Source organism: Ruminiclostridium josui JCM 17888, from assembly GCF_000526495.1.
GTDB lineage: Bacteria > Bacillota > Clostridia > Acetivibrionales > DSM-1351 > Ruminiclostridium > Ruminiclostridium josui.
In genome coordinates, this window is sequence record NZ_JAGE01000002.1 from 507,618 (window position 1) to 514,663 (window position 7,046).

The 7,046-nt window shown below is 37.9% G+C and carries 4 protein-coding genes and 1 pseudogene; all 5 read left to right on the forward strand.

Annotated features, from left to right (window positions below):
* The first annotated feature begins 379 nt into the window (after window positions 1-379).
* Window positions 380-1,816, forward strand: coding sequence for a dockerin type I domain-containing protein (locus tag K412_RS0118700; RefSeq protein WP_024834502.1), 1,437 nt, complete (start codon window positions 380-382; stop codon window positions 1,814-1,816).
* 67 nt (window positions 1,817-1,883) lie between these two features.
* Window positions 1,884-2,144: pseudogene (locus K412_RS0118705) on the forward strand (AraC family transcriptional regulator); the annotation flags it as partial.
* Between the two features lie 815 nt (window positions 2,145-2,959).
* On the forward strand, window positions 2,960-3,208 hold the full coding sequence (locus K412_RS0118710) for an acyl carrier protein (RefSeq protein WP_024834504.1): 249 nt from the start codon (window positions 2,960-2,962) through the stop codon (window positions 3,206-3,208).
* Between the two features lie 4 nt (window positions 3,209-3,212).
* Window positions 3,213-4,487 (forward strand): beta-ketoacyl synthase N-terminal-like domain-containing protein, encoded by a 1,275-nt coding sequence (locus K412_RS0118715; RefSeq protein ID WP_024834505.1) that lies wholly within the window; start codon window positions 3,213-3,215, stop codon window positions 4,485-4,487.
* 112 nt (window positions 4,488-4,599) lie between these two features.
* Window positions 4,600-6,954: an ACP S-malonyltransferase gene (gene fabD, locus K412_RS0118720; RefSeq protein ID WP_024834506.1), complete on the forward strand. Its 2,355-nt coding sequence runs from the start codon at window positions 4,600-4,602 to the stop codon at window positions 6,952-6,954.
* The last annotated feature ends 92 nt before the right edge of the window (window positions 6,955-7,046 follow it).

Genomic DNA, 7,046 nt, shown 5'->3' on the forward strand with positions numbered 1-7,046 from the left:
TCATTACTTGCATGATTTATATTTCGCTGTGCGTGTGTCCAATACACCACACAGAGAAAGACGAGAAATAGAGTCGATGTTTAGTAAGATTGATTTACAATTAAATACGGCCATATGAAATGACTTTACATTTTTAAGAAATATATATATTTATACTATTTTTTTCCGTTATATTATATCATCGTGATACAATGTCAATCAAGACAATTTAAAAGGGAATACTCTCATGATATCTAAAGTTTAGTTGGTTTTACCAAGATAAATAAGTTATGGTAAAATGATATTTATTATAGATAAAGTCCCAGCATAACAAACATACATACTCAGTTAACGTTGTTCTAGTTTGTGTCTCACTATTAATTTTTTGGAGGTTATTATAATGAAAAAAATCAAACGCCTTATAGCCTTGGCAATTTTAACAATGGTGTTTATCTCACCATTTCCGGCATCTGTCTTAAATTTCAATCAAGTAATGGCCCTGAACAACGGTCTGGGATTGACTCCCCCAATGGGTTGGAACAGCTGGAATATATTTGGGGGTGACATCAACGAAGATAAAATTAAAGAAATTGCAGATGCTATGGTTACAACAGGAATGAAGGATGCAGGCTATGAGTATGTAAATCTTGATGACAATTGGATGGCAAACCCTGCACGTGACGCTAATGGAAAACTTATTCCAGACCCCAAACGTTTTCCGAGCGGAATGAAGGCTTTGGCAGATTATATTCATTCAAAAGGATTAAAATTTGGAATATATGGTGACAGGGGAGTAACCACTTGCTGCAATATTCCCCAAAGTGGAAGTCAGGGATATGAGGAGCAAGATGCAAAAACTTTTGCTGAATGGGGCGTGGACTATTTAAAATATGATAACTGCGCTTCAGACAGCAATTTGCAGGCAGGCTACGAAAAAATGAGGGATGCTCTTTTGAAGACAGGGAGGCCTATTTTTTACAGCATATGTTGCTGGTATTTTGCAGGTCCGTGGATGGTAGATTGCGGTAATTCTTGGAGAACCACGGGGGATATAAGTGACAGTTGGGGAAGCATTATAAGGAATATTGACGAAAACTCTAAATCAGCCGCTTACGCAGGTCCTGGGCATTGGAACGACCCAGATATGTTGGAGGTTGGTAATGGTAATATGACAGACACAGAATACAAAGCGCATTTCAGCATGTGGTGTATGATGGCAGCTCCACTTATTGCCGGAAATGATCTTAGAAATATGACACCTGCTACCAAAGAAATTCTTACCAACAAAGAAGTCATTGCTATTGACCAAGATGCCGCAGGAGTGCAAGGCACTAAGGTAAGTTCTTCAGGAGAACTTGAAGTATGGTGTAAACCTCTAGGGACAGATGGTACTACCAAGGCGGTTGCACTCTTAAATAGAGGAGCCACTTCGGCAGATATCACAGTTAATTGGAGTGATATACAGCTTGCCGATGGTCCTGTCACAGTTCGTGATCTTTGGGAGCATAAGGACTGCGGTACCTTTAACACTGGGTATACAGCCAATGTACCGTCACATGGTGTAGTGGTACTAAAAGTACAAGCAAGCTCCACTGATACAAATATAGAGTTTGGTGATGTTGACGGAAATGGCATGATTGACGCATTAGATTATTCATTAGTAAAACGGTATTTGCTGGGCCAGATTTCTGATTGTCCTGATTCAAAAGGCAAGCTTGCTGCTGATGTTGATGGAGACCAGCAAATAACAGCACTGGATTTTTCATTAATTAAGCAATACTTACTTGGGACTATTAACAAATTTCCTGCTCAAACAGCAAGTAAAATCAAGCCATAATCTCTCTACTTCTTTATAATAAATGTGGGTGGTTGAAACGAGGTGAACGTAACTAATGTAAGAGTAGCAAAAGCAAAGTCTTATTCCGGGGCAGGACCATGAAACAATTTGCGGCTTACTAGATAGTATCAAGGGCAAATTGGATGACGATGGGGGAAGTGAATCTGACAGTAGCAGCGGTCAGAATATGGCATACATTAATGACCCGGACGGTAGACTCTGTGATTGGGGGATTCCACGTACAGAGTGTTGCGGTGTACGTCTTCCTTTTGATTATAACGAAGAAGTACCTCCACAAATGCTTATGCTTGATGTTCCCGAAGCTGAGTAATTATTGTGTTATATAAATTTAGTGAAAATCGTATACTCTTAAGAGAAGTGGCATTGAGGCTTTTCTAGGGTATACGATTTTTGAGTTTATCCAACAGTATATAAAGCAGCTCATTAAATTTGATAATTGTGTAAACTTAATGTTACCTTGCACAAGTATATGTTACTTCTTCATCATAATCCAATTTTATTTATCATTTATAGACAAAAAATAACAAATTTATTAATTTTAATACTAAAATGTAATAAATATAAATATTGTAAAATTATATATTTGAGTATATAATGTTCTTATACACACATTGTAAAATATTGATATAAATTGCATAGATTCATAAAAAAAGAAACTATTTTCAGTTATAATATTGCAGAACTTAATAGAATTGGGGACAGTATATTTTTGAGGGAAAGCATGTGAATAATGGAAATGACTAAGATGAATTGTTTTATGTATTCCAGTGTATCTGGAAGAAATTTACATTGGTCGCGATGCTGTTAGTACCAATAGCGTGGATTTGCTCAATCTGCGATAGATATTCTGTAAATTAATTAGTTCGCTTTTTATCATAATAGGTATAAAAAGGCATTCTCCGTTAAACACATCCATACCTTTAAAAAAGGCCTTCTCAAAGCCCTTGGAGCAGTAATGCGGCATTAATTCCAGGGATTTTTAAAGTTCTCAAAAGATACAAGAAGTGTATATCAGATTCATCCATATTTATAATTTAATAACCGAGATATATGTTATCAGTTTAAGTTTAGCTTTAACTGATTTTGATTTCCTATTATCGCAATCAGAAAGGAAGAAGAATCATGACAAAACAAGAGATTTTTTGTATTATCAAGGAAAATATTCTAGAAATACTTCCAGATTTACCAGAAGAAAGCATTACTATTGAGGAAAGTTTAAAAAATCTTGGAGCAAATTCAATCGACCGTATGGATATCATTGTGGATACTATTGAAAGGCTTCAACTAAAGATTCCTTTAGTTGAATTTGGCATGCTGAAAAACATTGGGGAAATCGTAGACCTTTTGTATGAAAAGAAGATGGGGAGTTAAATAAATGGGCGATAGTAAAAGAATGGTTGCGATTACGGGCATGGGAATTGTAAGTTCCATTGGGAACAGTATCCCGGAATTTACAGCCTCTCTCAAAGAAGGAAAACATGGTATTAAAAAGCTGGAAAATATGCCGGCACCTGAAATTTCCGTGACCATTGGTGGGCAAATTAAAAACTTTTCCTTTGAAGCAGGCTTGGAAAAATATACTCTTTTGCCTGCCGAAACAGTGAAAAACGCCAGGCAGTTTGCACGGCGGTCATCACTACCCATTCAGGCTTCAGTTCTAGCTACTTTGGAGGCATGGGAGAATTCCGGACTGTATCAGGAACAGCTGAAAAGTGACAGAATTGGAATAGTTGTATCGGGAAGCAACCTTTCCCAAAATTATACTTATGGTCATTATGATAAATTTCGCAATACCCCTGAGTATCTGACGCCTAGCTATGCACTTCACTATATGGATACAGACCATTTGGGCGTTCTGAGCCAATTACTAGGAGTCAAAGGAGAAGGCTTTACAGCAGGTGGAGCCTCAGCTAGTGGTAATGTGGCATTGATTCAGGGATTCCGTATGGTACAGAGCGGCATTGTAGATGCCTGTTTGGTGGTAGGTGCACTAGCAGATTTGTCCCCTATGGAGTTGCAAGGGTTTTACAATTTAGGAGGCATGGGTGGAAAGGGTTTTGCAGAGGAACCAGAAAAGGCTTGCCGTCCCTTTGACAAGGATCATGAAGGTTTTATCTATGGTCAAGCCGGAGGATGCATACTGCTGGAGGCTTATGATAGTGCTTCTGCACGAGGAGCATCAATACATGCATTTATGTTAGGAGGAGCCATTGCATTAGACGGAAATCGACTCTCGGATCCTAATGAAGAAGGGGAGGCTAGAACTATGATATCCGCTATGGCTCAGGGAAATGTAGAAGCATCTGAAGTGTCCTATATTAATGCACATGGTACATCCACTCCCTTGGGAGATATTACCGAACTGAAGGCCATCCGACGGGTTTTCAGAGAACACACTGGTAATATATGGATAAATTCTACCAAAGGACTTACAGGCCACTGTCTTTATTCGGCAGGAGTGGTGGAAGGTATTGCGACGATTTTACAAATGGAGCAGGGATTTGTACATCCCAACAGAAACCTTGAGAATCCGGTGGACATAGGATTTCGTTTTGTGGGAAAAACTTCATCTCCGGCGGAATTACAGGTAGCATTAAGCAATTCCTTCGGCTTTGGGGGTATCAACACCTCTGTAGTTTTTAAAAAATAAGTTTAAGACGTGTTGGTGCATTGGCAGTTTATTCAGGTTAAAGTTTTACACCTGATATTGTAAAGCTAAGATTTCGATAGATAACACCGGATAATGATGAGGAGGCAGGTATATGGTTGTATATTCTTTTCCAGGACAGGGTTCACAGGCTAAAGGAATGGGAGGAATATTGTTTGACGAATTCAAGGACTATACTTCTCAAGCTGACGAAATTTTAGGGTATTCAATAAAGAAGCTTTGTTTAGAGGATCCGGACTCAAATTTAGGACAGACACAATATACTCAGCCGGCACTTTTTGTTGTTAATGCCTTAAGCTACTTGAAAAAAATTCAGGAAGTTGGCAGAAAGCCGGACTTTGTACTTGGTCACAGTCTAGGAGAATATAACGCATTGTTTGCAGCAGATGTATTCGACTTTGAGACAGGTTTAAGACTGGTTCAAAAAAGAGGCAATCTGATGGCTATGGCAGTTGGCGGCGGAATGGCTGCGGTTATTGGATTAAGTGAAGAACAGGTATTTGATGTTTTAAAGCAGAATAATTTACATACAATTGATATAGCAAATCTTAATAGCCCCTATCAAATCGTAATTTCAGGTCTTAAAGCCGATATTGATTTGGCAGAAGCTATTTTTAAATCACATCCTGATGTTAAGATGTATATACCACTTAAAACAAGCGGAGCATTTCATTCCAGATATATGGAGAAAGCTAAAGTTGAATTTGAAAACTTTATAAGCGATATCAGCCTTAATGAACCTAAGATTCCTGTTATTTCAAATGTTACAGCAAGGCCATATATAAAAACTGAAATCAAAAGAAACATGGTCAATCAAATTACACACCCTGTAAAATGGACAGAAAGTATTCGATATCTCCTTGGATTTGGAGAATTGGAATTTAATGAAATTGGTGCAGGAAAGGTTTTAACAGGCTTATTCTCCAGAATACAAAAGGAAGCTAACCCCATAGAAATTCCAAATGATGAAAAAGAGAGTGTTCTATCAGGAAGATACGGTATAACATATGCTGCAGTGGAAAGCCAGGGGACTTTAAAGTATACGGATATTAACAATTCAATTACTGAATCAAAAAACTTTCCATCAGTGGAACCAGAGGGAATCACGCCTTTCTCGTTAGGAGATTCTGAATTTAAAAAGGATTATAACCTTAAATATGCATATCTGGCAGGAGGTATGTATCGTGGAATTTCCTCAAAGGAAATGGTAGTTAAGATGGGGAAGGCAGGAATGATGGGATTTCTGGGAACAGGCGGATTAAAAATCCCTGAAATCCAAGAATCAATTTCGTATATTAAAAGTGAACTTTCCAGAAATGAAGCATATGGAATAAACTTTTTGCACCATCCTGAAAATCATGAAATGGAAGAAAAAATAATCGACATTATTTTAGATAATGGAATTAATATTATAGAAGCGGCTGCTTTTTTGGGAATAACACCTGCCTTGGTAAAATACCGTGGCAAAGGTTTGAAGCGCATAGCCAATGGAAAAGTTATAGCTACCAACAGAATTATTGCAAAGGTGTCAAGGCCAGAAGTAGCAGAGGCTTTTTTATCTCCTGCCCCCAACCGTATTGTAAAAAAGTTGTTGGAGGAAAGGAAGCTATCCCAGGAAGAAGCAGATATGTTGGCGGAAACAGCCATGGCCGACGATATTTGTGTTGAGGCAGACTCAGGAGGGCATACAGATTCAGGAGTAGCATATACGTTGATGCCTGCAATTACGACATTAAGAGATAGAATGCAAGAGAAATTTGGATTTCACAAAAAAATTAGGGTAGGTGCTGCTGGTGGAATTGGGACACCTGAGTCAGCGGCAGCAGCATTCATTCTGGATGCCGATTTTATTTTGACAGGCTCTATTAATCAATGTACTGTGGAGGCAGCAACAAGCAGTGCAGTAAAGGATTTGCTTCAAAAAGCCAATGTACAGGACACTGAATATGCTCCGGCTGGAGATATGTTTGAGATAGGAGCCAAAGTTCAGGTATTGAAAAAAGGACTGTTTTTTCCGGCAAGAGCAAACAAATTATATGATTTGTACAGACAACATAATTCATTAGAAGAAATTGACTTAAAGACAAGGACTCAGCTTCAGGAAAAATATTTTATGAAAAGCTTTGAAGATATTTATTCTGAAATTGTAAACAAATATCCTCATGAAATTTCAAAAGCAGAAAAAAGCCCGAAATACAAAATGGCTCTGATTTTCAAGTGGTATTTCAGGTATTCGACCAAACTTGCACTGGAAGGAAATGAAGACCAGAGAGTAAATTATCAGGTACACTGTGGCCCGGCTCTGGGTGCATTTAATCAATGGGTCAAAGGGACCGAACTGGAAAATTGGAGAAATAGGCATGTAGATGAAATAGGCATCAAAATTATGAATGAAACAGCAGCATATTTGAATTCACAGTTTCATTCATTAATGAAACACTGTGTATAATTGAAAACCTAATAAGAGATAAATTGAAATCAATGATTTAATCTCTACTGCAAAGAGATACTTGATTGCAATCTATTTAAGGGGTGGATTTG